The organism is Galbibacter kalidii (genome assembly GCF_026241135.1).
Taxonomy (GTDB): Bacteria; Bacteroidota; Bacteroidia; order Flavobacteriales; family Flavobacteriaceae; genus Galbibacter.
On the sequence record NZ_JAPFGA010000049.1, the window covers coordinates 1 to 3,100 of the forward strand.

The 3,100-nt window shown below is 66.6% G+C and carries 1 protein-coding gene and 1 pseudogene; both read left to right on the top strand.

Annotated elements, in window-relative coordinates:
- Window positions 1-9: 9 nt before the first annotated feature.
- Window positions 10-222: pseudogene (locus OOZ15_RS20545) on the top strand (DUF8696 domain-containing protein); the annotation flags it as partial.
- Window positions 223-249: 27 nt separating this feature from the next.
- Window positions 250-3,100 (top strand): DUF8696 domain-containing protein (locus OOZ15_RS19715; protein ID WP_265958155.1); only part of this gene is annotated, 2,851 nt, incomplete at its 3' end.

Below are 3,100 nucleotides of genomic sequence, written 5' to 3' on the forward strand. Positions count from 1 at the left end.
GGCGAGGACCTGACCTTTACGGTACAGGCGGACACGGGGACGGGCACGCCCGTATACGAGTGGGAAGAGAGCACGGACGACGGGGCGACCTGGACCGTGATAGCCAATGAAACAACCAACAGTTATACAAAGGCAAACGTAACGTCCGGTGACGACGGTACGCGCTACCGTGTCGGGGTGCGCACGCCGGCCTGCACGGCTCCCGTGCGTTCGATAGCGACGCTCCGGGTATCGGGCACGATCGCTATATTGGAACAGCCGGGGGACGTAACGGGCTGTGCGAACGGCACGGGGGAGTTCACGGTGGCGGCCGAGGCGTTGGGCAGCACGGTGGGCTACACCTGGGAGGAGAGCACGGACGGAGGCGTGAGCTGGCACGTGGTGGGCACGGGGGGCAGTTACTTCAAGAGCCCTTTGAGCGCGGTGCACGACGGCTACCTTTACCGTGCACGGATCAGTTCCTCGACCTGCGGGGAGGTGCTCAGCCGTGAGGCCACGCTGACGGTGGAGGGCCCTGTCCAGGTCACGGCCCCGCTGGAGGCCCAACGGGCGTGCGTGGGCTCGGACGTGACCTTTACGGTGGGCGCCGATGCGGGCTCGGGGACGCTGGCGTACCAGTGGGAAGAGAGCACGGACGGCGGCACCACTTGGACCACCATAGCGGGCGAGACCACGGACAGTTATACAAAAACAAACGTAACGTCCGGTGACGACGGGACGCGTTACCGTGTCGGGGTGCGCACGGGGGCGTGCACGGAACCGGTACGTTCGGTGGCCCAGTTGTGGGTGGAAGGCCCCATCGGGATCCTGGACCAGCCGCAGGACAGGGTGATCAACTGCGTGAACGGGGTGGCCTCCTTTGAAGTGGGGGCTTCCTATGGCGGCGGCGGCCTGGACTACGCCTGGGAAGAGAGCGTGGACGGTGGAGCGAGCTGGCACGTAGTGGGCACGGGCAGCCGCTATGTAAAGAGCCCTTTGAGCGACCAGCACGACGGTTACCTTTACCGGGTCCGGCTCTCGTCGGACCAGTGCGGCGAAGTGGTCTCGGACGAGGCCGAACTGGAGGTGGAAGGCCCCGTGGTGATCGCGGAGCCCTTGGAGGATGCGTTGGTGTGCGAGGGCGGGGACGTGACCTTTAGGGTGGTTGCGGCCGCCGGGATCGGCACGCCGGCCTATGAGTGGGAAGAGAGCACGGACGGCGGCCAGAGCTGGACAACGATAGCCAACGAGACCACCGACAGTTATACAAGGACGAACGTGACGGCGGCGGACGGCGGCACCCTTTACCGGGTGGCGGTAAGCTCGGCGCTGTGCACGGATCCTGTGCGCTCGCAGGCATCCCTGCTGGTGGAGGGCTCGGTGCAGGTCACCGATCAACCGGCGGACGTGTCGGCCTGTGTGAACGGTACGGCGGAGTTCGGGGTATCGGTGGCCCTGTCCGGGGGCACGCCGTCCTACCAGTGGGAAGAGAGCATCGATGGCGGTACGGGCTGGCACGTGGTGGGCACGGGCAGTACGTACCTGAAGAGCCCGCTTAGCGAGTTCCATAACGGGAACCTTTACCGGGTGCGTATAAGCTCGGGCAGTTGCGGTGAGGTGGTCTCCGAAGTGGCATCGCTGCGTGTGGAGGGCCCTGTCCGGGTGACCTTGCCGTTGGAGAGCCAACAGGTATGCTCCGGGGGTACGGCGTCCTTTAGTGTGGAAGCGGAAGCCGGCGTGGGCACGCCCACCTACCAATGGGAGTCGAGCACTGACGGCGGCACCACTTGGACAACAATAGCCAATGAGACCACCGATACCTATACAATAACGAACGTAACGGCGTCCGATGACGGGACGCGCTACCGGGCCGGGGTGAGCACGGGGGACTGTGCGGGCCCGGTATGGTCGGTGGCGCAGTTGACGGTGGAGGACCCGATCACGGTGACGGAACACCCGGCGGACGTGCTGGCGTGCGCGAACGGGGCGGCGCTGTTCAGTGTGACGGCGTCGGCCGGCGGCGAGCTGTCCTACGCCTGGGAACAGAGCGTTGACGGGGGCTCTACCTGGCAGGTGGTGGGCCAGGGCCGGGACTATGTAAAGAGCCCGCTGTCGTCCTCTTTGGACGGTTACCTGTACCGTGTACGGGTGTCGACGGGGGGCTGCGGCGAGGTGGTCTCGCAGGAGGCGGAGCTCCGGATCAGTGCCCCGGTGGCCCTGGACTCGCCCTTGGAGGATCGGCGCGCCTGCGTGGGCGGTGCAGCGACCTTTTCGGTGGTGGCGGACGCGGGCAGCGGCAGCGCTGTGTACAGCTGGGAAGAGAGTGTGGACGGCGGAGCGACCTGGATGGCCATAGCAAACGAAACAACAAGCAGTTATACCAAAACGGACATATCGGCAACGGACGACGGCCGGCTGTACCGGGTATCGGTACTGTCGGCGGGCTGTGGCGACCCGGTGCGCTCGGTGGCGTCCCTGAGCGTAGAGGGCCCCATAGCGATCACGGCCGGCCCGGGGGACGCAGTGGCCTGTGAGGGCGGTGTGGCACTGTTCCGTGCGGAAGTGTCGGCCAACGGTGCGGAAGGCCTTCGGTACCGTTGGGAGTCGAGCGGGGATGGTGGTGCGACTTGGGAGACGGTGGGGGAACTGCCCTCGCTGTCGGTGTTCGCGAGCGTGGACGGCGACGGGGACCTTTACCGTGTACGGGTCTCGACGGAGGGCTGTGGCGAGGTGGTCTCGGACAGCGCCGGGCTGCGGGTGAGCCCGGTGGCCCGGATCTATGAGGACCCATCGGACGTATCGGCCCAGCACGGGTCGGACGTGGCCTTCACGGTGGTACCGGAGGAGGCCGAAGGGAACTACACCTACCAGTGGCAGGTGCACGACGGCAGCGGCTGGCGGGACGTGGCGGACGACGGCACCTATGCCGGGGCGCAAACGGAGAGGCTCGAGGTCAGGGGCGTGGGCCAGGGGCTGGACGGGCACCGCTACCGGGCCTCGGTGAGCGGCTGCGGCAGCCCGGCACTCTCAAGGGCGGCGGAGCTGAGCCTGGGCAATGACGTGTTCCCCGACATGTTCTCGCCCAACGGCGACGGGGTGAACGACACCTATGTGGTGCCTT